The sequence below is a fragment of the Pedobacter sp. Hv1 genome (genome assembly GCF_001412215.1).
GTDB lineage: Bacteria > Bacteroidota > Bacteroidia > Sphingobacteriales > Sphingobacteriaceae > Pedobacter.
The window spans coordinates 1-26,727 of the sequence record NZ_LLWP01000009.1 but is presented as its reverse complement, the minus strand read 5'-3'; the positions used below and the strand labels follow the sequence as shown (position 1 = coordinate 26,727).

The following is a 26,727-nucleotide window of genomic DNA, read 5'->3' as shown; positions in this document are numbered from 1 at the left end:
ATCTGGCCTTTTTTATGCCGTTTTGTTTTTAGAATTTATAAACGATGGCGTTGATGTGCATTCCTGCTCCTACCGAAGCAAAAACCGCATATTGCCCTTTTTCAATTTGATAGCCTTTCACTTTTCCTGCCAAAACAAGATCAATTAAGGTAGGAATGGTGGCTACAGAGCTATTGCCAAGCCACGAAATGGTCATTGGCACCAAGTTTTCTGGCACGCTATCCAAATCGTAAAGCTTAAACAAGCGCTTCATAATGGCATTGTCCATTTTGCCATTGGCTTGGTGGATAAATACGGTTTTGATCTGATCTAACGCAATGCCAGATTTATCTATTGCTTTTTTTACAACTTGTGGTACATTAATTACCGCAAACTCGTACAACTTGCGCCCATTCATTTTTAAATAGGTATTGCCATTGGTTTCGTTAGGGTTGTTACTGCTTCCCATAATCAATAACGAAGCATAATTGGCAAAGGTTTGGCTCTTATGGGCAATTATTCCAATTGGCTCTTCAGATTCTTTGGCTTCAAAAACGACCGCTCCAGCACCATCAGAAAAAATCATGCTATCCCTGTCGTGTGGGTCAATAATTCTTGAGAGCGTTTCTGAGCCAATTACTAGTACTTTCTTTGCATCACCACTTCTAATCAGGTAATCGGCCTGTATAGCGCCTTGTACCCAGCCAGGACAGCCAAAAATAATATCGTAGGCAACACAGTCTGGATTTTCTATGCCAAGCTCTTGTTTAACCTTTGCGGCTAAAGCTGGCAACATGTCCATTCGATTTGAGCCGTTTTTAACATCCCCAAAATTATGACAGAAGATAATATGGTCTAAGCTTTCCTTGTCAGCTCCTGCAGCAGCTAATGCCTTTTGAGCGGCAATTGCAGCGATGTTGCTGTTCACTAAATCGCAATCTGCATAACGGCGTTCAATGATCTCTGTAATTTCACTAAACTTGTGAATGATTTCTATATTTTCTTTGTCCAGCTTAACGCCGTTGTCGAAAAAAGAAGCTTCCATAAAATGGTCGCCAGAGATGATATTTTCGGGTATATAGCTCCCAGTCCCAGTAATAACCGAATAAATTTTGTTCATAATGCCCTTCGTGTACCGTATACCAATATGGTATTTAGTATAAAAATATTATATTTTAATTGAAATTAAAAATAATTATGAGAAATCATCAATTAAAAATACAAATAATTCTTTGGGGCCATGTGCGCCCAACACCAAAGTCTTTTCGATATCTGCTGTTCTGCTAGGTCCGGTAATGGTGCTGATCATAGATGGGATTTGGTTCCCATATTTGTTTTTAATCAACTGAAAGGCGTCTTTCAAATCTAAAACCAATTGGCCTGTTCTGGCAATTACAATATGCTGATGCGGAAAAATACTCAACCTACGTCCAGCAGCATGCTGATTACTGACCATTACAGAGCCGTTGCGGGCAATCAGTGCTTCGCATAAGGTAATACCTACCTCTGCCTGCTCAAAACCCTTGTCTGTTTGGTAAAATGGGAACTCGTAATGGCTCAATAGCGCTTGCAGTTCTGGTTCCCAACAATAAATCTTCCGCCAGTTGAAACGATCGGCCAGCTCTAAAATATTCTCTATAAAATCAACTCCGTTTTCGCAAAAAATAAAATTACCTGCCACATTTGTCAATTGTTCTGCAAATAAAATTTCTAGCTCTTCTGTATTGGCTTGATAAAGTTGACTTTCTTCTAAATTAGGATAAGGATTGTCTCGCTTTTCAAGCAAGGCCTTCCTAATTTTCTTTAGCATGAGTTCTTTTGAAGAAATGTTCTCTTTCATAGTTGATGTCCAAAATTACTTAACCTAGCCCATATAAGCAAAGAAGCAGTCTTAATAATTAAGACTGCTTCTCTGGTAAATTAATTACGCTATTCTTATTTAGTTTCTTCTGAATGAGTTGAAGGAGCAATTGTATCTGAAACGCTTGGGGTATTTAGCGCTTTATCATCTACAACAACAATGTCCGCTAGTAATTCTGTACCTTCAGTATCAAAATCACGTTTACCAAAAATCTCTTCCAAATCCTCTTTAAAAATTACCTCAGCTACTAATAATTTTTCTGCAAGTTTGATCAAATTCTGTTGGTTATCTGCCAAAATTTGTAAGGCTCTTTGGTATTGCTCTTCAATAATTTTACTCACCTCTTCGTCAATAATTCTTGCTGTTGCTTCAGAATATGGTTTTGTAAAACTCTCTTGTCCTCTCGAGTCATAGTAAGACATGTTTCCTATTTTATCATTTAATCCGTAAATAGAAACCATGGCATAAGCTTGCTTGGTAACTTTTTCCAAATCGCTTAATGCCCCTGTACTAATTTTTCCAAAGGTAATTTTCTCTGCAGCTCTACCGCCCATAGTGGCACACATTTCATCTAAAATTTGCTCAGTAGTGGTAATGCTTCTCTCTTCTGGTAAATACCAAGCTGCACCTAAAGATTGGCCACGAGGAACAATAGTTACCTTAATTAGTGGATGAGCATGTTTTAACAACCATGAAACTGTTGCATGACCTGCCTCGTGGAAAGCAATCGCTTTTTTCTCTTCTTTGGTAATGATTTTATTTTTCTTTTCTAAACCGCCAATAATACGATCAACTGCATCCAAGAAATCTTGTTTGGTTACAGATTCATGTGCTTTTCTCGCAGCTATTAGCGCCGCTTCATTACATAAGTTTGCGATATCGGCACCAGAAAAGCCTGGGGTTTGTTTTGCCAAGAAATTAATGTCTATGTTTTCTTCTAGCTTAATTGGCTTCAAGTGTACATTAAATATTTCTTTACGCTCGTTAATATCAGGCATATCAACATAAATCTGTCTATCAAAACGACCAGGTCTTAATAAAGCGTTATCTAACACATCTGCTCTATTGGTTGCACCCATGATGATGATCCCCGAATCAGTACCAAAACCGTCCATCTCTACCAGCAATTGATTTAAGGTATTCTCACGTTCATCATTTCCACCCATCATGCTACCTTTACCTCTAGCTCTACCAATAGCGTCAATTTCGTCAATAAAGATGATACAAGGGGCTTTATCTTTTGCTTGTTTAAACAAATCACGAACACGAGAAGCACCAACACCTACAAACATCTCCACAAAATCAGATCCTGATAAAGAGAAAAATGGAACTTGAGCCTCGCCAGCAACTGCCTTAGCCAACAATGTTTTACCAGTACCTGGCGAACCAACCAATAAGGCTCCTTTCGGGATTTTACCTCCTAAATTGGTGTATTTTTTAGGGTTTTTAAGGAAATCTACAATTTCCATCACCTCAACTTTAGCTTCTGTTAAGCCTGCAACATCATTAAACGTAATGTTTACTTGACTTTCTTTATCAAACAATGTGGCTTTAGATTTACCAATACTGAAGATTTGGCCGCCGCCGCCACCGCCGCCGCCACTCATTCTGCGCATCATAAAAATCCATAGACCAGCGAAAAGCAATAATGGAAGTACAATGGTAATAAACCCACTTAACCAAGGACTAGATTTTGAACTTGCTGAGATATCTATCTGTTGCTCTTTTGGAAGTCCAGCTTGGGCTTTTTCTAATTTATCTTGCAAAATTTTAGGGTCTGTCATTACAATTTTTGCGATAGGCCCATTTTTCGTCATGCTCAGCGAGTTGGTGTTGAGGTAGGCTTTATATTTCGGATCTGATTTCTTAGCATCCTTAATGTAAATTTCTGCAGTATAGGTTTCGCCATCTGAAGATCTATAACCTACCAATTGTTTAACATCGCCCGGAATTAGCATCTTTTCTTCAAAATCTTTATAGCTAATTGTTTTAACCTCGTTGTTGTTAAACATAAAGTTAACAACCAACAAGCCTACAATAATGGCCGCATATACCCAAAATATATTAAATTTTGAGCCTTTTTGTGGTTTCTTAGGGATATTAGGGATACGTTTAATCTGTTTAGGTTTGGTATCTGTATTTTGATTTTCTTTCATCTTAGTTCAAATCTGTATTAATAATTGGCTCAGGCACTTTTATAGGTTGTGGTTTCTGCATCGCCCCATAGGTCTTCAATTCCGTAAAAATCTCGTTTTTCGGTTCTAAAAATATGAACGACAACATCAAAATAATCTAGGATGATCCATTCGGCATTGTCTAAACCTTCTTTTCGCCAAGGGTGGGTTTGTGTTAATTTATATATTTCATCTTCAACACTATCGGCAATTGCCTTTACCTGTGTAGAAGAATCTGCATTGCAAACAACAAAATAATCGGAAACAGAACTATTCAGTTCTCTCAAATCTAAACGCACAATGTCGTGTCCTTTTTTTTCTTGGATGCCTTGAATAGCTATTTCTGAGAGGTATGTAGAAAGGTTTGCGGTTTTCTTTTTTACCATTAAATTTTTTTAATTTTGATCAACAACAAATATAAAATCAACACTTGCAAAATAACACTTTTTCAACATTATTTGTTGGTCAAAATCTTATCAATTTATTAGCGGTTGATTCTACTAATAACTTTTTGAAGAATTTACTGTCAAAATCCGAGCCATTACCAGAAGGAACTGTAATTATGGCAGAAGATCAGTTTGCCGGAAGAGGACAACAAGAAAACAGCTGGCATGCAGAACCCGGGAAAAATTTAACTTTCAGTCTTTTATTGAGGCCAAGCTTTTTACCTTTAAACAAACAATTTTTGTTAAATATGGCCATTAGCATTGCCATAAACAATGCTTTGCGTGTTTATTTACCTGAGGGGTTAAGTGTAAAATGGCCTAATGATATCTATTATAAGAATCAAAAATTAGGGGGGGTACTGATAGAAAATTCAATTGTTGGTACCACCATTAAAAATGCCATAATTGGTATTGGTTTGAACGTTAATCAGACAACTTTTCCAGAAGAATTAAGTACAAAAGCGACTTCTATCTATCAAATTTTACAAGAAAATGTTAATTTGCAAAAATTATTGGCAGAGATTTGCAGTCAAATAGAAAGTTTATATTTACAACTTAAAGCAGGTAATTATACATTTTTGACTAAAAATTACGTTGATAAGCTGTATAGAATTAATGAGTTAGCGCTGTTCCGCCAAAATGGCGAAGTTTTTGAAGGAATGATTACCGGAGTAACAGACACGGGCTTGCTCAATATATTAAGAGACAACGAAACAAACCAATATAACTTTAAAGAAATAGAATTTTTAAACCCAAAATAATGAAAAGAATAACCTTAATTTTAACCCTAGTTTTTTTTAGCAGTGTAGCCGCATTTGCACAACTTGAAAATCCGGTAACTTGGTCTTATAAAGCAACAAAAATTAGCAAAACAGAAGCTGAAGTATACATTAAAGCAAGTATTGATGAGGGATGGCACATCTACTCTCAAACCCTTAAACCGGGTGGCCCAAATAAAACTGAAATTACTTTTAAACCATCAAAAGATTTTACTTTGGTTGGCAAAACAGCTGAGCCTAAACCAATTTCGAAATACGAAAAGACCTTTAAAATGGATGTAGCCTATTTTGAAAATGACGTAATTTTTAAACAAAAGGTAAAATTGAACAAAGGTACCACGGTGATTAAAGGAAGTGTAAATTATTCGGTATGTAATGAGAAATCATGCTTACCTCCAGCTGATGTAGAATTTAGTATTCCAATCAAATAGTTGATCAAAACCCATAGAAAAGCTCCTTATGGGAGCTTTTTTTATTTTTAGTCATGAAAAAAATCCTCCTTTTTATTTCGCTCGTTTTTATTGGTTCAAGTGCTTTTGCGCAATTAGAGCAACCTGTAACATGGTCTTACAAAGCGAAAAGAACCAGTAAAACAGAAGCCATTTTATATTTAAAGGCTACCATGAGCGAAAAATGGCATATTTATTCTTTACATGTGAAGGGTATACCTGCCAAAACCACATTTACGTTTACGCCTTCTAAAGATTTTGTATTGCTTGGTCAAACTATCGAACCAAAACCGATCTCAAAATACGATCAGATCCTCAAAACAAACTTGACTTACTTTGAAAAAGAAGTAACCTTTACACAAAAGGTAAAATTGAATAAATCTACCACAACAATTAAAGGTATGGTAGAGTTTATGGCCTGTAATGACAAACAATGTCTTCCTTCTGATGCCATTTCTTTTAGTATCCCGATCAAATAAGTTAATTATATCTACTCAAAGTAAAATAAACCACGATAAAAAGAAGCGCTCGGCTTAAATAAAAAATAATGTTTATTTTCACTGCATTTTTAAATCTACAAACATGAAGAAAATAAGTTTACTGATCTTTTTAATCAGTATTTTTTGGTTCATCCAACCCAACAAGAGTTTTGCCTTAAAGTTACAGGCCGATACCACCGCTAACGCATCAACAGATGATGGCTTTACCACAGTTGGTTCTGCAGAAGATAGCCTTGCTAATAGTAAAGTTAAACCTGCTTCACAGGTTGATACCGCCAAAACTATTTCGCCAACTGTAAACGATAAAGAAGCAGCTAAACCCGTGTCTCTATGGGTTACTTTTGGCCTTGGCCTCCTTGCTGGGATCGCTGCTTTCTTTTTGCCTTGTATATTTCCAATGGTACCATTAACTGTAGGCTTTTTTACGAAAAGGGCTGAAAGTAAGGCTAAAGGGATAAAAAGTGCTGTTATTTATGGCCTTTCCATTATTGTAATCTATGTTGCACTAGGTGTAATCATTACATTAATTTGGGGAGCAAGTGCCTTGAATCAAATCTCTACCGACGGTTTTTTTAATATCTTCATCTTTATCATCCTTATTATTTTTGGAGTTTCATTTTTGGGTGCTTTCGAAATTACCTTGCCGAGCTCATTTGTAAACAAGTTAGATGCAAAATCAGACTCTAAAGGTCTTGGTGGTATCTTTTTTATGGCCGCAACATTAGCGGTTGTTTCTTTTTCTTGTACTGGGCCTCTTATTGGGACATCGTTGGTTGCAATTAATACTGACTTACTTACCCCAATTGTGGTAATGTTTGGTTTTTCACTGTCTCTTGCATTGATATTTACCATGTTTGCCATATTTCCAAGCTTAATGACTGGTTTACCAAAATCTGGTGGATGGTTAAATTCTATTAAGGTTGTTCTAGGGTTTTTAGAGCTGGGATTATCATTAAAGTTTTTGTCAACAGCAGATCTGGCTTACCATTGGGGCATTTTAGATAGAGAAGTTTTCTTAGCTATTTGGATCGTTTTAGCTATACTTTTGGGCGTCTATTTATTAGGAAAGATTAAATTTTCTCATGACAGTGATTTAGCCTATGTTTCTGTGCCTCGATTATTTATTGCGACGGCAAGTTTTGTTTTTGCTGTTTATTTAATTCCTGGTTTATGGGGCGCTCCATTAAAAGCGGTAAGTTCATTGGTTCCTCCTTTATCTACCCAAGATTTTGTGTTAACCGAAGGTGGAAATTCAACACCGACAAAAACAGATGTCCATACTAAAAGAAAATACAGCGAATTTTTGCACATCCCTCACGGCATTGATGGCTTTTTTGACTATGAAGAAGCATTGGCTTATTCAAAAACAGTAAATAAACCTCTATTTTTAGACTTTACTGGGCATGGTTGTGTAAACTGTAGAGAAATGGAGGCTAAGGTTTGGTCTGATCCAAGAGTACTTAAGAAATTGAAAGAAGATTACATTGTTGTTTCACTATATACTGATGATAAAACCACTCTTCCAGAAGCCGAACAATTCAATTCGAAAGTTTTAAAAACTACAGTAAATACTGTCGGGAAAAAATTCCAACATTTGCAAGCTGAAAAATTCAACACGATTTCTCAACCTTATTATGTCCTTTTAGGAACAGAGGGACAAGAGTTGGTTTCGCCACCAATTGGTGTCGAATATGATATAGATAAGTATTTAGCTTACTTAGATAAAGGATTAGCTGAGTTTGCCAAGCAAAAAAAATAAATGAGCGAAATTAAGAATATCGGGGTATTAACCTCTGGCGGCGATTCGCCAGGCATGAATGCCGCAATTAGGGCTGTAGTTAGGGCCAGTTTATACCATAATTTAAAAGTAACGGGTATTTTAAGAGGTTATGAAGGATTAATCAATGCCGACTTCATGCCTATGGACGGAAAATCTGTAGCCAACATTATCCAACGTGGTGGAACCATTTTAAAAACGGCCCGCAGCGATGCTTTTAGAACCAAAGAGGGCAGAGCATTGGCCCACAAAAATTTAGTAGAAAGCGACATTGACGCCCTAGTGGTAATTGGTGGTGATGGAACTTTTACCGGGGCAGACCTATTTTCGAGGGAATTTAATTTTCCTGTAATTGGACTTCCCGGAACTATTGATAACGATTTGGAAGGAACCGACTTTACCATCGGTTACGATACGGCCATTAACACCGTTGTAAATGCGGTTGACAAAATTAGAGATACAGCAGAATCTCACGACCGTTTATTCATTGTTGAAGTAATGGGACGCGATTCTGGCCTAATTGCCTTAAGAAGTGGAATTGGCGTAGGAGCAGAAGCCATCATGATTCCAGAAGCCAAAATGGGAGTTGAAGATCTGGTAACCAGAATAGAAAATGGGCGTAAAGACAAGGCCTCTAAAATTATCATCATTGCCGAAGGAGATGAGGCAGGTGGTGCCTACAATGTTGGCGAAGCGCTAAAAGTCAAGTTCCCAAAATACGACATCCGTATTTCGGTTTTGGGCCATATTCAACGTGGAGGAAAACCAAGCTGTATGGATAGGGTTTTGGCCAGTCGCTTAGGTGTGGCTGCCGTAGAAGGGCTTATGGCAGGTAAAACAGATGTAATGGCCGGGCAGGTTAATCGGGAAATTATTTTCACTCCCTTCTCTCATGCCATTAAACACATTGATGCCGAAAAGATAACTCCGGCATGGTTAAAACTGGTAGAGATTCTTTCTCTATAGTTTAAAGCATTTTTATAAAAAAAGATTAGTAAAAAGCAAAAATAAGCAAAACGATTAAACCCGTTGCTATACAATGCTTTATAAAACAGTAGTCTTAGTTTGGAACTCGGTGTCTGATAGGTTTTGGTCGTGAAAACACAAGGTTAGGTTACTAATTCGTTACCGATTGATAACGGTAATGATATAGCTTAACTGATTATATTTCAGTCTTTTGCACCCATTTTTATATTCCCTTGTAACTCAATGTAATTTAATTTTAAACATTAAACATTTGAGTTATGGAACAGACAAAAAAGTCCACGTTCAAACTGCTTTTCTACCTGAAAAAGAACGAACTGAAAAAGAACGGTAATGCACCAATTATGGCACGTATTACCATTGATGGAACACCTAAAACTTTCGGAACAAAGTTAGAAATCAATCCTAATAATTGGGATTTAAAATACGGAAGAGTTGAGGGAAAGAGTGCCACCGCTTTGAGCGTTAACCAAAAATTGGATAACATACGTGGACGTATCGACAAGATTTACGAAGATATGCTGAAGCACGAGGGGTTTGCAACCGCCCAAAAAGTAAAGCTCTCGTTTTTAGGTGTTGGTGTAATGGAAGATGCCGTACTAAAAGTCTTTAAAGACCAAAACGAAGACTTTGAAAAAATGGTCGCTAAGGGAAAACGCTCTCAAAGCACATATAGCAAGTACAACACTGTTTACAATCACCTTAGCGAATTTATAAGGGAGCGTTACCATCGTGACGATATGGCTTTCCGAGAACTCACTTCTGATTTTATCCGTGAGTTTGATTTCTTTCTTCGCATTGATAAGGAATGTACCCATAATACGGTTTGGGTTTACACAATGCCAGTTATTGCTTTGGCAGAATTGGCTATCAAGAAAGGCTTGATACGGGATAATCCTTTTGAAGATTATGAAATCAGTATGGAAGAAACCGACCGCAGCTACCTTTTAAAAGAGGATGTGGAAACTTTAATGCTCCTGAAACCATCTAAGCCCCGATATGAACTTGTAAAAGACCTTTTTATTTTCAGTTGCTTTACAGGGCTTTCTTACATTGATATTAAGAAACTGAAATGGAGCAATATCCAGTCTTTCTTTGATGGACACCAATGGATAATCAGCAGGAGGAAGAAATCAGATGTTGCCTCCAACGTCCGTCTTTTGGAAATCCCCAAACGCATCATTGAGAAATATCGTGGAGTTACAAGAAATGATTTTGTATTCCCAATGCCATCCAATGCGACTTGCAACACGCATATAGGTAAACTTATTGAGGAAGCGAGTATTGTTACAGAACAGAAAGTTACATTCCACACCGCCCGTCACACATTCGCCACAATGTTTTTGACCGAGGGCGTACCGCTTGAAAGCCTTAGCAAAATGATGGGGCATAAAAATATTTCCACCACACAGATTTACGCCAAAATCACAAGCCAAAAAATCAGTAAGGATATGGATTTAGTTGCCCCAAAATTTCAGGCTATGGAAGAAGCATTTTTAGCCGCAATCTGATTAACTTTTATTACTTCACTACAGAGCAGAACTTAACGGTTCTGCTTTTTTTATGCCCTTACTTTTCGATTATTCCAACCTCTATTTCAGGCTCTCATAGCCTGGTCATTTATTCCATAAAAATTAGAACAGAATATTTCCACAATCAACCGGTAAAAAGGCAGCTAAGTTATAGCGGGCAGCCACCGCACCCACCCACCAATAAAAAAAATGAATGAACGGTTTCCCCCTAAAGGAACCCCCATTAAATCATTTTTTTTCTTGGTCTTCGCTGTTGCCCGCTTGGATTATCTGCTTTCTTTTTTCCGGTTTTTCTTTTGGAAAAAATTATGCGAAGCGAAGCGGAGCAAACCACAACAGGAAGCAGGAAACGAGAAAAGCGAACGTAACAAAATGTACAACTTTTAAAACAGGACGATTATGAACATCACAGGAAGACTGACAAGGGATGCGGAAGTACGCACAACGTCAAACGGAAAACAAGTAGTAAACTTTTCAGTAGCGGTAAACGACAGCTACAAAACCAAACAGGGCGAACGAGTGGAGCAAACCGCCTATTTCGACTGCTCATATTGGAGAACCCCGAACGCAGTGAAGATACTCACCAAAGGTCTATTGGTAGAAGTGACTGGCAGGGTAAGCACAAGAGCGTGGGTAGGCAAAGACGGAGAAGCAAAGGCAGGTTTGAACTTTCATACCTCTGACTTCAAACCGCTTGCAGGAGGCAGGAGAGCCGAAACCATACAGGCTACTGCACAATCTGAAAGCAACGGATTTACAACACAGGGAGTAGATGACGACCTCCCATTTTAACAACGAGTATTCAATCATTTTTTAACATCAAAATTTTAAGCATTATGGCACATAATATCAATTTCAACGAGAGAACAGGGCGTTATTCATTTTTCAGCGTTCAAAAAAAAGCGTGGCACAACTTGGGGCAAATCGTGGAGCAATACCCGACAAGCGAGGAAGCTATCAAATACGCAGGGTTAGATTACGAAGTCATAAAATCCCCACTATTTACAAAAGGTTCGGGCATTATCGAAACTGCCAACGGCATAGAGATAGGCAGTAGCGAATTGGAAGTACCTAACTATTTCGCCAACATACGCACCGATAACAACGCAGTATTGGGCGTAGTCGGCAAGGATTACCACATAGTACAAAACCGTGAAGCCTTTAATTTCTTTGATGCTATTGTAGGTGGTGGCGAGGGGATTTTATACGAAACCGCAGGAGCGTTAGGCAACGGAGAACGCATTTTTATCACAGCCAAATTGCCCGACTATATCCGTGTAGGTAATGGCGATGATGTAACAGAAAAGTACATTTTCCTAACCACTTCGCACGATGGTAGCGGAAGTATTACAGCCGCATTTACGCCTATCAGAATTGTTTGTCAAAACACCTTAAACGCTTCGTTACGCAGTATGACCAATGTAGTCCGTATCAAGCACACTTCGGGGGCAAAACAACGTATCGAGAATGCTCACAAGATTATGGGACTTGCCAACACATTGAGCAACCAATTAGAGGGCATTTTCAACGAATGGGCAAAAGTAAAGGTAACAGACCGAGAGGTAAGAAAGCTAATACAGTTGGCACTTTGCCCAAATAAAGAAACGCTTGACCTAATCAAAAAAGGTGCGGATGATGAAATTTCCACCGTGTTCAAAAACACCGTTGAGGATGCTTTTGCTTATGCGATGATAAACGATACACAGCAAATGGACACTACCAAAGGCACGTTGTTCGGAGCGTATAATGCTGTGACAGGGTACTATCAGAACGTGAGAAATTACAAGAACGATGAAGCCAAGTTGCAAAGTATTGTATTGGGTGGTACTGCCCAACTCAAATCACAAAAAGCATTTGAATTGTGTAGTGATTTTGCCTTAGATGGTGCGGAAATCCTAAACCTTAATTAAATAACAACAGGCTACCGCCTTAATCGGTGGTAGCCTTATAAAACAACGGATATGAAAGCAAAAACAATAGAGGAAGCAAAAAGTATGGCTAAAGACAAGAGCCTTGAAACACAATACAAAGACGAAGCTATTTACATCATCTATTGCAGTAGAACCGAGTATTTCTATGTAGATACCAATAGCCTAATACGACTTTGGGAACAGCTATTTGGCTATTATGAAAATGGAGTTTATACCGCTGAAAAACCACACTCATAAAGCTATGCAAGTAACAGATTTGAACGGTTGCCCCATTGAGATAACGAACCTTAAAGAAGCCATTAAAATGGCAAGGCAATATAAAGAGTACCGACACGAGGACAAAAGTTTTTCAGAGTTCGACAAAAAGCTAAAAGCCTATTGGACGGATATGTTTGAGAAACTGACAACAATCAAAAAACGATTAGACGAAACTTTAAAATTTTAGAACAATGAACACAAATTTTTTCAATCAGATACAGCAGTTGGACTTTACAGGAGTTTTACAACTGAACATTTCAAAAGGAATAGAAAGCAACTTAATCGTAACAGTATTGCTCAACAACGAACAATGCGGAGATAGTGCCAAAAACGGTATTCCCCCATTGACATTTAACGCCACGCCCCAAGAGTTTGACGAGGGATTTTTTGAGCAGATAACCACACCTATACAAAAGGTATCGGGCTTAATGGTGGATATGGAGAAATTCTTAAAGCAATTGGAAGAAGTTAAAAAGCAATCGGCAATCGAGAAAGAAAAAGCCGAAAAGGAGAAAAAGGAAAAAGAAGCCAAAGACAAGAAGTTTAAAGATGCTATGGCAAAGGCTGACGAGTTGGAGAAAGAGGGCAAGTTCCGTGATGCGTGGATGAAAGTACCCGATATAACGGAGTTCCCCGAAAAAGCGGACGAGATACGCAAGCGTAAAACATCATTGTCCGACAAGTTTGCCACACCAAGCCTTTTCGGGGCAATGGAAGAAGCAAAACCCGAACCGCAAAAAGAGGAAGAAGTTACTGCCGATTATCCTATTGATGAAGCGGACGAAGAAGAACAGTATTAACACTTAAAAACGACCATTATGTTATTAGCAACCCAATTAGAGCGAGTATTTATCCTCAATGATAAAGGACAGGACATCAGACTGACCGACCCAGAACCACGTTGGAGCGTGGAAGCCGTAATGAATTTTTACGCCAATATGTACCCGATTTTGACAACAGCAAAAGCATCCGCACCGCAAATCAAAGATGATGCGGTAGAGTACAAATTTGAAAGCGTAATGGGTACGAAAGGTTAAACAAAAATTATAAAACGATGAATTATGCAACGCAATATCATATCGGGAACAATCAGCATACCCGAACAGAAACGACAACAGCAGTTACACCGACAGTTGGGCGAGTTCGCAAATTGGCTACAAAGACCAAAGGACGCAAACCAAGTGCAGAAAGACAAACAGAAATCCGTACCAATAGCAATGCTACCAATGGTATTCTAAAGTGTACGTTTCTGCCTAAACTGAAAATAGCACAATCCGTACAGGCTTGTCAGAAAACGGAGAGGGATTTTTACAAGTCCCTTTCCCGACTTGCTGAACATTACAGCATTGAGCCAATGCAGACCAAAGATTTTGATTTTCCATACAATATAACATTGTCTATGTGGGATATGGAAACCAAAGTAAAACGTACCAACATAAATTGGGATAGTTTCAAATTGGTACAGGATAGTAAGAAAACCTTTTTTGTGAGCGAGGAAAGGTATAATGTAGGTACAACCTTGTATTATATTCCTATTGCACCACTCTTTAAAATGCTCAAAGACCCGAAACGTAAAAAGACCGCACAGGTACTTTTATCGGTATGCAGTTATCTGTACCATATTGCCGATGTACCGTATTACAGGCAGGAAGACAGCTATTTGTATTGGTTGTATGAAACGCATAAAGATTGGGTAGAACAGGATGATGAAACAGACGAAACCGAAACGTATAAAAGTGAGTTGAGAAATGCCGAATATATTGGCGACAATATAGAACAAAAGCTATTTAACCGTATCAATCTAAAGGTATTTGAACAGCGTTTGAGCCGATTTAAAAGCCTTGATACATTCGACAGGGAATGTTGGCAGATAGCTTGTAATGCTTTTGTCCTTTATACGGAATATCCGAACGCAACCATTTTCAGAAATGCACCATTGCCCGAAGAAGACCCCTATAATGATGATTACGAAAATGAAGCAATCGGAATGGAAAAGTATATCTCTTTTATTTCCGATACCAAAGGTTGGTTATATGAAAGCCTTAAAGAAAGCATCAACAACGAGTTTAACGAGTGCGGAGTATTGGAAGAACCGACCATTTGCAAAGCCTTTGACGGAAGCAAAATAAAGACAAACAACCTTGATTTTGAAAACCGCCTGTTTACCTTATTGGACGACCTATGCACTCTATTGTATGACTATAAAACAACAGAAAAATGAACACCATAAACAACATAACCAAAGATTTCGGCACATTGTACTATCCAAAATCCGCTTTGGTTTTCTATGAAACCAAAGGAACAGATACAGCAATGTACGTGGAGCATTTCGATATGGATAGCAACGGAACGCCTACCAATGCCCACCCATTGACAGTAAAAGAAGCCAACGTATTATCAATGGCTTTACAGACCGATGAAGAAAAGAATAAAGCCTTTTTAAAGCCAAAGGGAATTTTGCCGACAAACATTTTGCATATCAATCAGAGTGCAGAAAATGGTGCGGTACTTTGGTACACCAAATCAAAGCAAAGGCAACTGTATTTTGTAGATAGTTTGGGCATACCCAACGGAAAGGCACAAGTACCGCCAATGCTTTGGTTAGCGAGCAAAAGCAGTCTTACTGTATTTGCTTTGGCAAACGACAGAAGACCCACCGAGAAAACGCCATTGCATTACGTTCCTTTCTTCAATATCTATGAAAAGGGCAATGTATGTATGGGTACTGTTAGTATTGACATTAAAAATTCGACTTCGGTTGAGGAATTTATACAGGCGTGGGAACATTATTTTTTCAATTCCTATTTCAGCCATTCATTATGCGAGAACCTCACGAAAAAAAACATTGTAAACCTTTGGAAAGACCTTATCAATACTGATAAACCTTTTCCGAAAGAAGTATTAAAAAAGAATAACAAAACCCTTAAAAATCTATTGTGATGAATACAGCAAAAACAGCAATCCATTTTACGGACAATTATCTGCTCAATCCGACAAACCCAATTTCGGTAAACCTTATCGGGGCAGGTGGCACAGGCTCAAAAGTATTGACCGCTTTAATGGAAATAAACGAGAGCTTGATAGCGTTGGGACACGCAGGGTTGCAAGTCCGCCTTTGGGATGATGATGTTATCACGAGTGCCAATTTAGGCAGACAGCGTTTTTTTGAAAGTGAAACAGGATTGTACAAATCGGTTGCATTGATAAACCGTATCAATCGTTGCATCGGTACAAATTGGAAAGCCGAAACGGTAAAATTTGAAAAGGACAAGTTTGGCAGAATACCCGAAAAAGCAAGGGCAATCATTACTATTACTTGTGTGGACAATGTACAGGCGAGGTTTGGCGTTGCTGAAATTCTTAAAGAAATAAGTTACCGCAGACACTACCAAGATGAGCCGAAATATTGGTTGGATTTTGGCAACAGCCAAGATACAGGACAAGTGCTACTATCTACTATCGGAGAGATAAAGCAACCCAATTCAGAGAAATACCAAACGGTGGCAAGCCTGCCATTTGTTACCGATGAATTTGGCGAATTGCTGAAGCAATCCGAACAAGAGGATAACACGCCAAGTTGCTCACTTGCCGAAGCGTTGGAACACCAGGACTTGTTTATCAATTCCTCATTAACCCAAATGGGTTGTTCTTTGCTGTGGAACTTATTTCGCAGGGGAATGACTGAATACAAAGGATTTTTTCACAATCTGAAAGATTTCCGCACCCACCCGATAAAAGTCGCCTGACCCGAAAAGTCGGGCGGCAAAAAGACAGATCCTCCCGATGGTCGGGACAGTCTTTTTGCATCAAATCGGTGCAACCCCTTTGTCAAAATGCACCGCTACACAATTTCCTTTCTCTACCTTTTACCAAACAGGTTGCGACATTATTGTGTGGGATATTCATTATCCCAATGATTAGGTATGCAATGACTTCTTTTCTTTTCACATAAGCGACCAAAGAAAAGAAGCAAAAGAACGCCGCTTGATTAGAACAGATATTTTATACTATTATAATCGGAACGTTACTTATTACTGAAATATTCCTGTGCAATTTCCGCTACTCCCACACTAAAATATCTTCCGCCATTGGTAACAACATCAATAGCTTTTTTAAAATCGTCCGTATCGCTACCAATGAGCAAATAACCTGTAAAACCAATTTCCAAAAGAGGTTTTACGGCTTTTTCTGCATCAATATCATTATGTGCAATCAGGTTAATGGTTGGATATTGTGTTCTCAATTCTTGAAGCTGTGCCAGCACATTCTTATTGTAAAAATCAAGGTCAATAATACAAACGTTGGGGAGTGTTTTTAATGCTGATAATTGGGATAGTCCGTCTTCAATGTTTTCAGAGCGGAACGATACTTCAATTCCTGAAGCAGCGAGGTCGTTGCAGGTCAAATCCAAAATCGGGCTTTTATCATTGATAAAGGCGAGGGTAATTTTTTTTTGTGCTGTACCAGTTTCCATATCATTACTTTTTTGAGTTGATGTAGCCCTGCACAAAAAAAAGAAGCGCAGGCAACCACACTTACCGATACTGAGGCACTGGTACGCCTTAATCCCCGAATAAGCGAGCGCCCACGCCTATGACGTGAGCGTTCTTACTTATTGTCTTGGGGATACAAAAAATTACCAGTTTTCAGTACCAAGACCTAAAGCAAAAACACTTTAAGTATTGTTATATTTTACATAGCAAATATACTAAAGTCCTTCCGTTGAAACATAGTCAGAACAAAATTAATTACAAGCAATGTCTGTCATTGGCTATATAGTTCTGTTCTAAGACGGTCAGAATATCACTTTCCTTATAGATTATCTTGCCCCCAATTTGTATAAACGGCAGGATATTATCGTCACGGTATTGCTGTAAAGTCCGTTTGCTGATATGGAGCAGCTTGCATACATCTTCGCCCGACAAGTATATTTCTCCGTTCATTACAGGACGGTAGTTTTTCAATATTTCTTCAATACGGTTTCTCAACTGCATTATCATTTCCTGATGGGCGATGATTTCTTCCGTTTCATTCGTCAGTAAATCCATTGTCGTTGGTATTGTACGGCTGTCCGGCTTCGAGTAAAGCCTGTACGTCCGAGCGTTTATAATAATTCTTGCGGTTCAGTTTGGAATATGGCAATAAGCCTTTGTCCTTATAGGTCTGCAAAGTCCGTTTGGTAATGTTCATCATCAAACACACTTCCTGGTTGTCGAGCCATTGCTCTTCTTTGAAAATCGGCGTGTATTTCCGTACAGCATTTTCGGTCATTTCCAAAATTTCCCTTAGCTCATTTTTCATTCCGTCCAATGCGGATTTTTGTATTGCGATAACTTCCATTTTTTGCTCATTTTTTCTGTGGAAGTCGAAGATATTAAGGGGTGTTACAGGGTTGGAAAATGTAGTATTGATTGGCGTTGAAAGGTAGTGTTTGGCGGTTTACTACCTCTGTAAACAAAAAATCGGATAACCTTTTGGCTATCCGATTTGATATTGCTTATTCACAATATTTAAGCAAAGTATTTTTTTAATTTCTCTGGTATCTCTACATTATCAGTTTGCAAAATATTTTTATATTCAATGGTAATGGTACTACCATCAATAAATATATTATTAAATCTTTCCAATAACCAATCAGAATTATCTCGTTGATTATAGTGCTCAACTAATCTCATAATTATATCCTTATCGGACGGGCAATTTTTGATTATTCCGGAAATAATATCAGCTCTATCGTTTACCCATAAATATGACTTATACCCAATAAAACTAATGTTGTTTAAAATCACTTGTTTAAAAGTATCTAAGATGCCATTTCCTGATAATATCTGATGCTCATTGATGGTTGGAGAATATTCTCTTATAGCATTTAATATAGTTTTATTTGCTTCTGCTATTTCATTTTGTGGGATTAAACCATTTCTTAAAAAAGAAGTATATAATCCTAAAATGTTGTTGCAAGAAGTTAATTGTGTTTTCCAAAATTTTCGGACTTCTTCCTCATTAAAATTAAAGCTCAAAATTTTATCAGGATGGTTCGACAGAAAGTCTTTTAAATAATACTTATTGGCTTTGACAATAGCAATCAAACTATCGTTTACAAAACCTTTATTTACCTCTAAACTTTTACTAATTAGTTCCTGTTTCCTTATAGATAAGTCGAAATCCCATTCTCCATTATTTAATAATGCTTCCCAAAAATGTTTCAATTTTGACCTTTCTACTGAAAATTCAATCTCTTGAATTAATGGAGAAATGTCTTTATCCGGTGGAGTAATAGTTGGGTCAAAATGTTTATGAATTTTATTTATCAGAGATTGCATTCCACCCTCTATTGTTATTTTGGACATATTACTCTCTATAAATGCCCAAAAAGCCTCAATATGAAAAGTGTCTATAATATTATCCTTGTAATGAGCGCAGTCATTCCTTCTATCTTTCCAATATTTTATTTGTAATCGTAGATTGTCATTAAGGTTAAATATTGGGTCTTTAGTGCGTTCTTTTGTAGTCTGGTCAGTTTTTTCTTGTTGTTGAGTTGCATCAAATACACTTGCTTCCCACAAGTCTTCATTTTGTAATTTTGAGATTATTTTGTCCCATTCCCCTTGGGGAAATAAGTTTGGTTTAGTTCCTCCAATTATTCTTTCCTTCAGTATCGTCAGAAAAGCCAAATATGAAAATAATAATGAGGCTCTATTCGCTCCAGCTTTATAGCAAGTAACGGCATCTGTAAATAGTACATTTACATCTTCTGAAAAATTATTATTATCAATCCAATTTTCAATTCGTAGTTTCATTCAAATTATATTTTGCCTAAAGCTGTTTAAGATACTACAAAATTATACAAATATCTTAAGTGGCAACTTGAATGAGCAGATTGATTATCGAGGGTTTTGTATCTCCACTTTTTGCAGTTCCTTTTCCTTTTTCATTTGGCTGTAAGTCCATATACAGACAATACCGACAACAATTAAAGCATAGGCAATCCATTTGCCGATACGTTCTATAAAACGGGTAAATACAGATGCTTCAAAACTCGAAAATCCCTCTGCACCCATACCATTACGCCTGTAAAATTTCCTGCGGTTTATCCAATAAATAAGCACTATCGCAATAACGATAACAATAATACCAAACACCAATTGAGCCGTAACTGTATCCATACCCGTTAAGATTATAATTCAAGTAAATTTAAACAAAAAACAACGTACACCGAAAGCTGAAAAGCAAAAAACCGACCTGTAACAGTCGGTTTTGCTTTTATATAAGTAGCATTAATCACTACTGTTGAACTGAAAGCTCAACTGCTTTTCGTTACCGAAGTTATCCGAAATCCAAACCTCAAAGGATTGTGATACGGTAGATGACGAAGTGTAATACAACCGGAACTGCTCCGTTGGCAACGAATACAAATCGTTTGGCAAATACGGTGGTTCGTCATAATACCGCAATGTGCCTTGACCGTCAAATTGGAAGTAGCGGAGAAAATATTGCGTATTGCTGTAATTGCCTGTTCGCTGTATGGTAATCCGTATCTCTACGGTCTGCCCACTGGCAACATCTTTGGGTACAGGCATTACTTTGACCTCAAAAGGGAAATCGTTCTGTATTTCGAGTTCATCGTCTTTGCTACAAGATACCAACGTAACCGAAGCTGTGAGGATTGCCAAGAGTACATATATTGAGCTTAATCCTATCCTGAATTTATTGAATATTGCTATCATTGTTTTTACGTTTTAAAAATTAAACCTTAATCCCACGCCTGCGGACGGTCGGAACTGTTCCAAGTCTGTACCCCACAAAACCTTTGTACGCCCTTGCAGGACTAACACAAAACGGTCGGACAGGTACGTTTCAAATGTGAGCCGTCCACCAGCTCCGTAGATAAAATTATCCTCGCTCAAAATTTTTGCTCCGTCATACAACATTGCTTCGCCACGGTTGATACTTTCGTAACCGACTACACCTGTTATTCCGAAGTTCAGCGTGATGTTCTTACGGGCATCGCCCAAGAGGAAGAAGCTGTAACCGCCCTCTGCGGTATAAGTTTCCTGCGGTATGCGGAGGGCTTTATAATCGTGGTATTGATGAGTGTATTCCAACGCCCAAAGCTGATAGTTACCATTTTTGCCGTTTACGGTCATTGCTACATTGATATAATAATCGTTACCGATTTTATCATTGGACAGCACACCCGTACTCACTTCCAATCCTTTCTGTTTAGGTAACATTCTTTGTGCCTGTGTGACCGTGATGGCCATAAAGATGAGCATCACGGTATAGATATACTTTTTCATATTATTTACTTTAAAAGGTTATTAAAATTTCAGGTGCATATCGTTAATCAAACGGGCTTTGATTAAGTCGGAATTTTCTATCTGGAGCGTTTGATGCCTGCCTCCGTTTTTCTCGAAAATCTCAATCAGCAGTACCTTGTCATCGGCAATGGTAAATTGGTCTAACAGGAAGACGTTTTGTTCGATTGTTTTTCCGGCAATGTCGTCCAGTGGCTTGTAAGTCCTAAGCGGTATCATCGGGCGTTCCTGTACTACGGTACGTTTGGCTACCTTTTTATCCACTACCTTGAAATTCACAAAATCAATCTGAAATGGCACATTGGTACGGTTTCTCAATTCCGTATGGAAATAGTATTTGCCGTTGTGTATGTAAATGCCTTTGAGGATAAACTGAATACCGAAGCTCTTAGCCCCGATATGCTTTACAATACGTTTGTCTTTCTTGTAAATCGTTTCCAACAGCAAGCCTGCCAATGACGGAGAATTGTTGCCCAATTCTTCAAAAAGCACATCGTTACCATTGGCTTTATCTACTGCCTTTTGCATCGTGAGCAGGTCATAGCTCATTGCCTCCGGATAGGAACTGTAATACACATTGAAGCTGTAAAAACGCCCGTCATTGGTAATGACAGAAAAATTGGTTTCGGGTTCAAAATCCCTTACCGATGCTTTTACACGCAACACGTTTTCCGCATCTTCCGCTTTCCCTGCAATCAGGTATTCGCTACCCAAATCCACGTAACGAATGGCAGTCGGGAAAATCAGGTGCGAAGTTTTATCGTAGGTCACTTCCATTTTATACGGTTCTATCTTGCCCAATGCAAGTTTAGTTCTTGCACTATCCTGTGCGTAAGACTGTACGGCAAAGCCGAGTATCAGGGCAAATGCCCAAAAGATTTTTAAATGATTTTTCATTGTTTTATTTATTTGAGTTCAACATTATTTTTTAGATACAAGGAAGACCTGATGCCCTGCTTTTAGCGTAACCTTTGGGGTTCTCACCTTTTTTGTGAAATAGCCCGAAACACCCTGTACCACGCCACGGCTTAAATCAGCAGCAACCTGTTGTCCTGCATTCTGCGTGAGCATTATGCTTGTTCCCGAAGTCTGGCTCATATTGCCCGCCATTTCGGTAAGGGCGTTCATTTCCGGCGAATACGGAACGTACAAGCCTTGCTGTCCGTCCAAATCGTAAATGGTTATATCAACCGGAATGATGTTGCCCTCTAATTCTACGGAGGTAATCTTTAGCTGTAATCGACCTCCCTGAAATTTGGCATTAGCTGTTACAATCGTTCCTTTCGGAATGGTACGTTGAGGCGTTTGGGCTGGCTCTAACAATCGCAATCGTACCCCTGTTTCGCCGATAACCGTTTGCGCATCGTGTACACAGGCTTTGATACTGTTTTTCGGTTGTGCCGTTTGCTCAATAGAACCTGCGGTATAAAAGCCCCGGTTTCTTGTTTCGCTCCAATCGGCTAAAAAGGCACTGTCCGTAGGCTCACGATACAAAGCGGAAACGGTGTTCTTTCTTGTAGGTGTGAATGCCACAAAATGCTCCTTTTGAGTTGAACCTGCGGTAGCCGTACCTGCATCCTTAGCAGGTGGAACTTCTGTCGAATTTGTACCCGTTGGCAGATACTTTGCCGCCATCTGGTAGGATTTCTCCATTAGGGCAAGCTGGTCATCAACGGTTACAGATTTAGGCACATCTTTCTCGGCTAATTGTTCTTTTAGTTCGTCCAATTGCCTGCGGAGTTCTGTTGTTTCAGAGTTGTTATCCTGATAAAATGAACCCAATGTGCTTTGTGCATTGCGGTAACTGCTCAATGCCGGATTGCCGTTTCTGCCCGAACCTCTGCCACCGCCATAGCTGTTGCTTTCGTCTTCTTCGGGAAATTCATCATTAGGCTCTTTTTTGTCTTCAGTATTCCAATAGTCAGAAAGCGTGGTAAGTGCATTGCGTTTTTCTTGCTCTTTGCGTTCCAGCATTTCCAACTCATAAGCCTTGCCTTTGTCGGCAGGCATTCCTGCTCCGGTAGCCTCTGGTACTGCATCGTTCAGCCCAATGTTCTCGATTTCCTTTTTGTCTGCGGATGGTTTAAATATGAGGTACATACAACCTACGAAGACAATTCCCATTAAGCCAAAGATGAGCGGCTTTTTGAGCTTTTCGGCTTTGTTCTGTGTACCGTCTTGCGGTACATCAGCGGTTGCTGCCTGGTTCCCTTCCGTTACCCGAACAACCGACTTTTTGTTCTCATTTTCTTTCATAAATCTTGTTTTTTAGAATTGTTGATAATGTGTCCTGCAATCTTGCAGGGCTTTCACTTTTTTTGAGGACAGGGTTTTCGATATGCTCAATGACCATATCGTTACCCGACTTTGAGGTATCGTACCATACTTTGCAAATGACCCCTGCCGTAAGCAGTAGATACCCCACAAAAAAGTAAAGTGTGTATTGGTGCTGTTTCCGCAAGGGCAATGCCCGCCAGCGTTCGTCCAGCTTGTCAAAGTACCTGTCCATATTTGCTCTTAGTTTTTTCATAACCTTACTGTTTCTGTTGTTATAGCTTGAAACGCTTAGGACTTTGACCTGCCTTTTGCTTCGGTTCTTCATTGACCAAAGCGACTGCCTCAACCGCTTTGGGTGCGGATATTACAGACAGGTTTGTCAGTTCCGATTTTTTCAGCAGTTGCCCAAATTGGTCTTTCCTTGTAACCTCCATTCTGTTGAGCGAGAATTTGCCGTTCAGGTATTTTACCCACATACTGCATTCTACACTTGGCTTGTCTTCGCCCGACCATTGCAGGTAGCCCGTCAGCAACAAGTCCTGTTTAGGCAAACTATCTGTACCTTTTTGGCAGTTTTCGAGGTATTCGCCGATACTTTTCTTCAACTTTCCGGCATACGCTCCCTGCGTATGGAAATAGCCGTTATATCCTTTATCGGTAAGGATTTTTGCAAACGTGTTTAAATCTGATAATGCTTCCATAAGATTGTTTTTTTAGCGTTCGATAACTTCTATATCCCTGTTTTCTATCACTGCAAACTTTTCGATGTTGAAGCCTTGCGGGTTGTTGTCCGAACGGACAGAGTTCACGAGATAGCAGGAAGTAATCAGGTTACGCCTGGTCACGTTGCTCGAACGGATAATGAATTGTTTGGCGTAAGTACGCACCGCATACGGATAGGTGTCGAAATTGCACACGACACTATCCACCTCAATGCGTTGCTGTACATTCCCCGAAATAATCCTGCTGTAATAACCCTTTTCCGACAGGTCTTTGTAATAATCAAAAGCTGATTTATCGGCAAGGTTGAATGCCCTGCTCATATTGCTTTCGATAGCGTTCTTGTCGGGAGCAAGCGTAAAAAAGAGCTCGTGAAAACGTCTGACGTGCTCCCTTGCTTCCACAGGTCGGTTGATACTTGCATCTTGCGATAAGGCAAGCATCAACGATTTTCCATTATCCAGCACATAGATTTTTTGGCGTTGTTCGTCTGCAAAGCTGTAAGATTTCCAAAGTGAAAATCCTACCACGCTTAGGCAGAGAACGGCAAATACAATGGCATACAGCCGTATTTGCCTAAAACTGTTTTCGATATTTCTTAATGTTTTAAATTCCATTTTTAAATGATTTGATTGTTTTTATTTCCCCATTAACCTGCCACCGATATTTCCAACAGCCGAACCTGTTCCTGCTCCGGCGATATTTCCGGTTTTCATTGCCGCTTGGTTTACGTTACGGGTAAAGTTTCCTGCACCGCCTGCCTGAATAATCCAGCCTGTTACCGTTGGGATAGTGAAGTAACCCACGATACCGATTATCATAAAGATGATGTACACGGTATTGGATGTGTCGGGTATATAGGTCGGGTCGGCAAGCATTGCTATATCCTTTTCGATAATGAGGGATTGTATTTTGGCAAGCATAGAGCTGAACAGGTCTGCCACGGGCAACCACAGGTAAACGCTGACGTATCGGGTCAGCCATTGCGTGAGCGTGGACTGAAAACCGTCCCACACGCTTATCGCAAAGGCTATCGGCCCGAGTATGGACAGGACGATGAGAAAGAACGTCCTTATGGTATCAATAACCAAAGCTGCCGCCTGAAACAGTACCTCTAACAGATTGCGAAACCAATTCTTAATAGCTTGTTCGGTTTGGTAGGCAAACCTATCCATATACATTCCCGACATCGTAATCAAATCGCCGGGCGACCAGCCCAATTCTTCGAGCTTTTTATCAAATTCCTCATTTGATACGAGATAGGCTGTTTCAGGATTTCGTAGCATAGCTTCCCGTTCCAACAGGTCTTTTTTCGCCTGCAAATCGTTGAGGTCAAGCACCTGATTTTCGAGGATTGTGTGAGTACCCTGTACCACCGGACTTAACACGGCATTGATTGTTCCCAATACGATAGTTGGGAAAAACATAATGCAAAGCCCCAAAGCGAAAGGACGGAGCAAGGGGTACATATCAATGGGTTCAGCCCTGCTCAAAGCCTGCCATACTTTTATGGCAACATAGAACAAAGCCCCCAATCCGGCTATCCCTTTAGCCACTGCCGCCATATCGGCGGACAGTGGGAGCATCTCATCATATAATGAGCGTAGGACTTCGTGAAGATTTTGAAATTCCATAACTACCAGTATTTTTGGTTAGGAGTTCCATAGAGGTCAAGCACTCTTTTGGTATTGTTCTGCTTTTTTGCTCTTAGAATACTTACAGAGATATTCTTATTGGTATAGTAGCGTACCAAGCTGTGGTATTCCTTTACTTCTTTGTACACTCTATCAATAATATCCATACGCTCTTTGTCGTTCAGCGAAAGGCTTGATGAGGTTACAATCTGTTTGAGTTCTTTCAGCAGTTCGGTACTTTCATTCAGCAATGCCGAATAACCATTGCTGATAGCTGCCAATTCCTGTGCAGAAAAATTCGGGTCGTTCATCATCTTACCGAAGTTGGTAACATACATTTCGGATACGTCACCGACAAGCAATACAGTCTGCTGTACCTTACGTGCATCTTTTACAAGATTATTTACAGCTTGTAGCTTGTCGTAATACTCCTTACCCTGTTTATACACCTTTTCCACTTCCTTGAAATTTTTAATTACATTGGATACCGTGGAAGAAGTCTGTACGATTTCATTCGCACTGTTGAGAATACCCGATGCCAGATTTGTGGGGTCGGTTACTACCCATTGTGCTTTTGCGGACGGTGCTACGGCGAGCATTAGTGCCGTACACACCATAAAAAGGAACTTTTTCATTTTTATGAATTTTAAAATGTTAATGACTATTGATTTGCTTTGTCACGCCTTTGCATTGCGATATGCTTAATGGCGAGTTCTACGTTACCGTCCAATTCGGAAGCAAGCTGCATCACTTCCATTTTTTCGGTTTCTTCGGTGGTGTATGCGAGGTATTCCTCCAAACTAACTTCGGTGGCATAGACTGCCGAGTGCGTACCACCTAAGCCAATCCAAACCTCTTTGTAAAGTCGGCTTGCATCGTTGTTCATATTGATGGAAAGTACCTGTCCTTTTTCTTTGTCGGTAAGCCCCAACATTGCCTGTATATCATCGAACTTGTTCATATACTTGCGTTGGTCTAAGAGGATTTTGCAATCAGAATTATTGATGATACTTTCTTTGACGATGGGTGATTGGATAATATCATCGACCTCTTGCGTTACGACAATCGCTTCTCCGAAAAACTTACGTACGGTTTTAAACAAATACTT

At 39.3% G+C, this 26,727-nt stretch carries 33 protein-coding genes; 14 read left to right on the top strand and 19 right to left on the bottom strand.

All coding sequences use genetic code 11. The features are described 5' to 3' along the window. Positions 1-28 precede the first annotated feature (28 nt). The 4 genes from AQF98_RS16300 to rsfS all read right to left on the bottom strand — a co-directional run bounded on the left by AQF98_RS16300 (position 29) and on the right by rsfS (position 4,400). A complete protein-coding gene (locus tag AQF98_RS16300) occupies positions 29-1,099 on the bottom strand; it encodes a 3-oxoacyl-ACP synthase III family protein (RefSeq protein WP_055133035.1) in 1,071 nt (356 codons plus the stop codon). A gap of 75 nt (positions 1,100-1,174) precedes the next feature. After that, positions 1,175-1,819 (bottom strand): LUD domain-containing protein, encoded by a 645-nt coding sequence (locus AQF98_RS16295; RefSeq protein WP_055133034.1) that lies wholly within the window; start codon positions 1,817-1,819, stop codon positions 1,175-1,177. 95 nt (positions 1,820-1,914) lie between these two features. Continuing rightward, complete coding sequence (ftsH, locus tag AQF98_RS16290) at positions 1,915-3,996, bottom strand: ATP-dependent zinc metalloprotease FtsH (protein ID WP_055133033.1); 2,082 nt, start codon at positions 3,994-3,996, stop codon at positions 1,915-1,917. A 29-nt stretch (positions 3,997-4,025) separates the two neighbouring features. Continuing rightward, positions 4,026-4,400 (bottom strand): ribosome silencing factor, encoded by a 375-nt coding sequence (gene rsfS, locus AQF98_RS16285; protein ID WP_055133032.1) that lies wholly within the window; start codon positions 4,398-4,400, stop codon positions 4,026-4,028. Between the two features lie 44 nt (positions 4,401-4,444). Here rsfS and AQF98_RS16280 point away from each other — a divergent pair, with 44 nt between their 5' ends. The 14 genes from AQF98_RS16280 to AQF98_RS16210 all read left to right on the top strand — a co-directional run bounded on the left by AQF98_RS16280 (position 4,445) and on the right by AQF98_RS16210 (position 16,416). Then, a complete protein-coding gene (locus AQF98_RS16280) occupies positions 4,445-5,221 on the top strand; it encodes a biotin--[acetyl-CoA-carboxylase] ligase (RefSeq protein WP_055133031.1) in 777 nt (258 codons plus the stop codon). Further along, a complete protein-coding gene (locus AQF98_RS16275; RefSeq protein ID WP_055133030.1) occupies positions 5,221-5,670 on the top strand; it encodes a protein-disulfide reductase DsbD domain-containing protein in 450 nt (149 codons plus the stop codon). The genes AQF98_RS16280 and AQF98_RS16275 overlap by 1 nt, the downstream gene beginning before the upstream one ends. A 53-nt stretch (positions 5,671-5,723) precedes the next feature. Next, positions 5,724-6,167, top strand: coding sequence for a protein-disulfide reductase DsbD domain-containing protein (locus AQF98_RS16270; protein WP_055133029.1), 444 nt, complete (start codon positions 5,724-5,726; stop codon positions 6,165-6,167). A 103-nt stretch (positions 6,168-6,270) separates the two neighbouring features. Next, a complete protein-coding gene (locus AQF98_RS16265; RefSeq protein ID WP_055133028.1) occupies positions 6,271-7,947 on the top strand; it encodes a protein-disulfide reductase DsbD in 1,677 nt (558 codons plus the stop codon). After that, positions 7,948-8,931, top strand: a complete 984-nt coding sequence (gene pfkA, locus AQF98_RS16260; RefSeq protein ID WP_055133027.1) for a 6-phosphofructokinase — start codon at positions 7,948-7,950, stop codon at positions 8,929-8,931. It abuts the gene before it with no gap. Between the two features lie 278 nt (positions 8,932-9,209). Beyond that, entirely contained in the window at positions 9,210-10,460 is a 1,251-nt protein-coding gene (locus AQF98_RS16255; RefSeq protein ID WP_019974921.1) for a site-specific integrase, read from the top strand. Between the two features lie 420 nt (positions 10,461-10,880). Further along, a complete protein-coding gene (locus AQF98_RS16250; RefSeq protein ID WP_055133026.1) occupies positions 10,881-11,273 on the top strand; it encodes a single-stranded DNA-binding protein in 393 nt (130 codons plus the stop codon). A gap of 44 nt (positions 11,274-11,317) precedes the next feature. After that, positions 11,318-12,391 carry a DUF932 domain-containing protein gene (locus tag AQF98_RS16245; protein WP_055133025.1) on the top strand — a complete coding sequence of 358 codons (1,074 nt, stop codon included), beginning with the start codon at positions 11,318-11,320 and terminating at the stop codon, positions 12,389-12,391. A gap of 51 nt (positions 12,392-12,442) precedes the next feature. Continuing rightward, a complete protein-coding gene (locus AQF98_RS16240) occupies positions 12,443-12,649 on the top strand; it encodes a hypothetical protein (RefSeq protein ID WP_055133024.1) in 207 nt (68 codons plus the stop codon). Between the two features lie 212 nt (positions 12,650-12,861). Continuing rightward, a complete protein-coding gene (locus AQF98_RS16230) occupies positions 12,862-13,470 on the top strand; it encodes a PRTRC system protein E (RefSeq protein ID WP_055133023.1) in 609 nt (202 codons plus the stop codon). 18 nt (positions 13,471-13,488) lie between these two features. After that, positions 13,489-13,707 (top strand): PRTRC system protein C, encoded by a 219-nt coding sequence (locus AQF98_RS16225; protein WP_055133022.1) that lies wholly within the window; start codon positions 13,489-13,491, stop codon positions 13,705-13,707. 17 nt (positions 13,708-13,724) lie between these two features. Next, the gene (locus tag AQF98_RS16220; RefSeq protein ID WP_055133021.1) at positions 13,725-14,891 is read left to right on the top strand and encodes a hypothetical protein; all 1,167 of its coding nucleotides are present in this window, start codon (positions 13,725-13,727) and stop codon (positions 14,889-14,891) included. Continuing rightward, complete coding sequence (locus tag AQF98_RS16215) at positions 14,888-15,610, top strand: PRTRC system protein B (protein WP_055133020.1); 723 nt, start codon at positions 14,888-14,890, stop codon at positions 15,608-15,610. The genes AQF98_RS16220 and AQF98_RS16215 overlap by 4 nt, the downstream gene beginning before the upstream one ends. After that, positions 15,610-16,416 carry a PRTRC system ThiF family protein gene (locus AQF98_RS16210; RefSeq protein ID WP_055133019.1) on the top strand — a complete coding sequence of 269 codons (807 nt, stop codon included), beginning with the start codon at positions 15,610-15,612 and terminating at the stop codon, positions 16,414-16,416. Before AQF98_RS16215 ends, AQF98_RS16210 begins: the two co-directional genes overlap by 1 nt. Positions 16,417-16,694: 278 nt before the next feature. Here AQF98_RS16210 and AQF98_RS16205 read toward each other — a convergent pair whose 3' ends face one another. The 15 genes from AQF98_RS16205 to AQF98_RS16135 form a co-directional block, all read right to left on the bottom strand. Beyond that, positions 16,695-17,144, bottom strand: coding sequence for a response regulator transcription factor (locus AQF98_RS16205; protein ID WP_055133018.1), 450 nt, complete (start codon positions 17,142-17,144; stop codon positions 16,695-16,697). Between the two features lie 274 nt (positions 17,145-17,418). Then, positions 17,419-17,718: a helix-turn-helix domain-containing protein gene (locus AQF98_RS16200; RefSeq protein WP_019974910.1), complete on the bottom strand. Its 300-nt coding sequence runs from the start codon at positions 17,716-17,718 to the stop codon at positions 17,419-17,421. Further along, complete coding sequence (locus tag AQF98_RS16195) at positions 17,699-18,010, bottom strand: helix-turn-helix domain-containing protein (RefSeq protein WP_019974909.1); 312 nt, start codon at positions 18,008-18,010, stop codon at positions 17,699-17,701. Before AQF98_RS16195 ends, AQF98_RS16200 begins: the two co-directional genes overlap by 20 nt. 170 nt (positions 18,011-18,180) lie before the next feature. Then, a complete protein-coding gene (locus AQF98_RS16190) occupies positions 18,181-19,470 on the bottom strand; it encodes a hypothetical protein (RefSeq protein ID WP_055133017.1) in 1,290 nt (429 codons plus the stop codon). A gap of 84 nt (positions 19,471-19,554) precedes the next feature. Beyond that, the gene (locus AQF98_RS16185; RefSeq protein ID WP_019974907.1) at positions 19,555-19,836 is read right to left on the bottom strand and encodes a hypothetical protein; all 282 of its coding nucleotides are present in this window, start codon (positions 19,834-19,836) and stop codon (positions 19,555-19,557) included. 111 nt (positions 19,837-19,947) lie between these two features. Continuing rightward, positions 19,948-20,397, bottom strand: a complete 450-nt coding sequence (locus AQF98_RS21955; protein WP_034727225.1) for a DUF3872 domain-containing protein — start codon at positions 20,395-20,397, stop codon at positions 19,948-19,950. Between the two features lie 12 nt (positions 20,398-20,409). Next, positions 20,410-20,970, bottom strand: a complete 561-nt coding sequence (locus tag AQF98_RS16175; protein ID WP_055133016.1) for a conjugal transfer protein TraO — start codon at positions 20,968-20,970, stop codon at positions 20,410-20,412. A gap of 21 nt (positions 20,971-20,991) precedes the next feature. Next, a complete protein-coding gene (gene traN, locus AQF98_RS16170; RefSeq protein ID WP_055133015.1) occupies positions 20,992-21,885 on the bottom strand; it encodes a conjugative transposon protein TraN in 894 nt (297 codons plus the stop codon). Positions 21,886-21,909: 24 nt separating this feature from the next. After that, the gene (gene traM / locus AQF98_RS16165; protein WP_055133014.1) at positions 21,910-23,244 is read right to left on the bottom strand and encodes a conjugative transposon protein TraM; all 1,335 of its coding nucleotides are present in this window, start codon (positions 23,242-23,244) and stop codon (positions 21,910-21,912) included. Further along, complete coding sequence (locus AQF98_RS16160) at positions 23,231-23,518, bottom strand: hypothetical protein (RefSeq protein ID WP_019974903.1); 288 nt, start codon at positions 23,516-23,518, stop codon at positions 23,231-23,233. Before AQF98_RS16160 ends, traM begins: the two co-directional genes overlap by 14 nt. Positions 23,519-23,537: 19 nt before the next feature. Next, on the bottom strand, positions 23,538-23,966 hold the full coding sequence (locus AQF98_RS16155) for a hypothetical protein (RefSeq protein WP_055133013.1): 429 nt from the start codon (positions 23,964-23,966) through the stop codon (positions 23,538-23,540). Positions 23,967-23,978: 12 nt separating this feature from the next. Continuing rightward, entirely contained in the window at positions 23,979-24,602 is a 624-nt protein-coding gene (traK, locus tag AQF98_RS16150; RefSeq protein WP_026357463.1) for a conjugative transposon protein TraK, read from the bottom strand. A gap of 21 nt (positions 24,603-24,623) precedes the next feature. Further along, positions 24,624-25,619, bottom strand: coding sequence for a conjugative transposon protein TraJ (traJ, locus tag AQF98_RS16145; protein WP_055133012.1), 996 nt, complete (start codon positions 25,617-25,619; stop codon positions 24,624-24,626). A gap of 2 nt (positions 25,620-25,621) precedes the next feature. Beyond that, positions 25,622-26,254: a DUF4141 domain-containing protein gene (locus AQF98_RS16140; protein WP_019974899.1), complete on the bottom strand. Its 633-nt coding sequence runs from the start codon at positions 26,252-26,254 to the stop codon at positions 25,622-25,624. A gap of 26 nt (positions 26,255-26,280) precedes the next feature. Beyond that, positions 26,281-26,727, bottom strand: a 447-nt coding sequence (locus AQF98_RS16135) for a TraG family conjugative transposon ATPase (RefSeq protein WP_152969743.1), incomplete at its 5' end; no start/stop codon positions are given.

What these genes read in the sequence shown, in the direction of transcription:
- AQF98_RS16230 (WP_055133023.1), top strand. Translation starts at nt 12,862, where the DNA reads ATGAACACAAATTTTTTCAATCAGATACAGCAGTTGGACTTTACAGGA.
- AQF98_RS16225 (WP_055133022.1), top strand. Translation starts at nt 13,489, where the DNA reads ATGTTATTAGCAACCCAATTAGAGCGAGTATTTATCCTCAATGATAAA.
- AQF98_RS16210 (WP_055133019.1), top strand. Translation starts at nt 15,610, where the DNA reads ATGAATACAGCAAAAACAGCAATCCATTTTACGGACAATTATCTGCTC.
- AQF98_RS16220 (WP_055133021.1), top strand. Translation starts at nt 13,725, where the DNA reads ATGAATTATGCAACGCAATATCATATCGGGAACAATCAGCATACCCGA.
- AQF98_RS16300 (WP_055133035.1), bottom strand. Translation starts at nt 1,099, where the DNA reads ATGAACAAAATTTATTCGGTTATTACTGGGACTGGGAGCTATATACCC.
- AQF98_RS16275 (WP_055133030.1), top strand. Translation starts at nt 5,221, where the DNA reads ATGAAAAGAATAACCTTAATTTTAACCCTAGTTTTTTTTAGCAGTGTA.
- AQF98_RS16255 (WP_019974921.1), top strand. Translation starts at nt 9,210, where the DNA reads ATGGAACAGACAAAAAAGTCCACGTTCAAACTGCTTTTCTACCTGAAA.
- AQF98_RS16240 (WP_055133024.1), top strand. Translation starts at nt 12,443, where the DNA reads ATGAAAGCAAAAACAATAGAGGAAGCAAAAAGTATGGCTAAAGACAAG.
- AQF98_RS16185 (WP_019974907.1), bottom strand. Translation starts at nt 19,836, where the DNA reads ATGGATACAGTTACGGCTCAATTGGTGTTTGGTATTATTGTTATCGTT.
- AQF98_RS16245 (WP_055133025.1), top strand. Translation starts at nt 11,318, where the DNA reads ATGGCACATAATATCAATTTCAACGAGAGAACAGGGCGTTATTCATTT.
- AQF98_RS16205 (WP_055133018.1), bottom strand. Translation starts at nt 17,144, where the DNA reads ATGGAAACTGGTACAGCACAAAAAAAAATTACCCTCGCCTTTATCAAT.
- rsfS (WP_055133032.1), bottom strand. Translation starts at nt 4,400, where the DNA reads ATGGTAAAAAAGAAAACCGCAAACCTTTCTACATACCTCTCAGAAATA.
- AQF98_RS16195 (WP_019974909.1), bottom strand. Translation starts at nt 18,010, where the DNA reads ATGGAAGTTATCGCAATACAAAAATCCGCATTGGACGGAATGAAAAAT.
- traJ (WP_055133012.1), bottom strand. Translation starts at nt 25,619, where the DNA reads ATGGAATTTCAAAATCTTCACGAAGTCCTACGCTCATTATATGATGAG.
- AQF98_RS16295 (WP_055133034.1), bottom strand. Translation starts at nt 1,819, where the DNA reads ATGAAAGAGAACATTTCTTCAAAAGAACTCATGCTAAAGAAAATTAGG.
- AQF98_RS16155 (WP_055133013.1), bottom strand. Translation starts at nt 23,966, where the DNA reads ATGGAAGCATTATCAGATTTAAACACGTTTGCAAAAATCCTTACCGAT.
- AQF98_RS16200 (WP_019974910.1), bottom strand. Translation starts at nt 17,718, where the DNA reads ATGGATTTACTGACGAATGAAACGGAAGAAATCATCGCCCATCAGGAA.
- traM (WP_055133014.1), bottom strand. Translation starts at nt 23,244, where the DNA reads ATGAAAGAAAATGAGAACAAAAAGTCGGTTGTTCGGGTAACGGAAGGG.
- AQF98_RS16160 (WP_019974903.1), bottom strand. Translation starts at nt 23,518, where the DNA reads ATGAAAAAACTAAGAGCAAATATGGACAGGTACTTTGACAAGCTGGAC.
- ftsH (WP_055133033.1), bottom strand. Translation starts at nt 3,996, where the DNA reads ATGAAAGAAAATCAAAATACAGATACCAAACCTAAACAGATTAAACGT.
- AQF98_RS16175 (WP_055133016.1), bottom strand. Translation starts at nt 20,970, where the DNA reads ATGAAAAAGTATATCTATACCGTGATGCTCATCTTTATGGCCATCACG.
- AQF98_RS16190 (WP_055133017.1), bottom strand. Translation starts at nt 19,470, where the DNA reads ATGAAACTACGAATTGAAAATTGGATTGATAATAATAATTTTTCAGAA.
- AQF98_RS16270 (WP_055133029.1), top strand. Translation starts at nt 5,724, where the DNA reads ATGAAAAAAATCCTCCTTTTTATTTCGCTCGTTTTTATTGGTTCAAGT.
- AQF98_RS16265 (WP_055133028.1), top strand. Translation starts at nt 6,271, where the DNA reads ATGAAGAAAATAAGTTTACTGATCTTTTTAATCAGTATTTTTTGGTTC.
- pfkA (WP_055133027.1), top strand. Translation starts at nt 7,948, where the DNA reads ATGAGCGAAATTAAGAATATCGGGGTATTAACCTCTGGCGGCGATTCG.
- traN (WP_055133015.1), bottom strand. Translation starts at nt 21,885, where the DNA reads ATGAAAAATCATTTAAAAATCTTTTGGGCATTTGCCCTGATACTCGGC.
- AQF98_RS21955 (WP_034727225.1), bottom strand. Translation starts at nt 20,397, where the DNA reads ATGATAGCAATATTCAATAAATTCAGGATAGGATTAAGCTCAATATAT.
- AQF98_RS16140 (WP_019974899.1), bottom strand. Translation starts at nt 26,254, where the DNA reads ATGAAAAAGTTCCTTTTTATGGTGTGTACGGCACTAATGCTCGCCGTA.
- AQF98_RS16215 (WP_055133020.1), top strand. Translation starts at nt 14,888, where the DNA reads ATGAACACCATAAACAACATAACCAAAGATTTCGGCACATTGTACTAT.
- AQF98_RS16250 (WP_055133026.1), top strand. Translation starts at nt 10,881, where the DNA reads ATGAACATCACAGGAAGACTGACAAGGGATGCGGAAGTACGCACAACG.
- traK (WP_026357463.1), bottom strand. Translation starts at nt 24,602, where the DNA reads ATGGAATTTAAAACATTAAGAAATATCGAAAACAGTTTTAGGCAAATA.